The 316-nt window shown below is 33.5% G+C and carries 1 pseudogene; it reads right to left on the reverse strand.

Annotation, left to right across the window (positions count from 1 at the left end):
• Nucleotides 1-316: pseudogene (locus tag IU405_RS01890) on the reverse strand (gliding motility protein GldM); the annotation flags it as partial.

The following is a 316-nucleotide window of genomic DNA, read 5'->3' on the forward strand; positions in this document are numbered from 1 at the left end:
CTACTTGGCTCTGGAATTACAGAATAAGCACTTGCAAAATCAACAGGAATTGGTACTCCATTTTCCATAAAGAAAATTGTCCCTTTGATCGTTTTTTCACCCACATTTCCTGCAGGCATATTTAAAAGTACTTGACCATCTTTAACAGTATTCGTAACATCTGCGCCATTTAAAATAACTTTATTAGGAACTAAAGTAGCATCATAACGACCTAAAACTACTTTTCCGGTAACTTTTTCACCCGCAAAATAAGCTGTTTTGTCTAAACTTACAATTCCAGTATAATTGCTAAGAGATAAAGATTCTTCTAATTTTC

This window comes from Polaribacter sp. BAL334, from assembly GCF_015767435.1.
GTDB lineage: Bacteria > Bacteroidota > Bacteroidia > Flavobacteriales > Flavobacteriaceae > Polaribacter.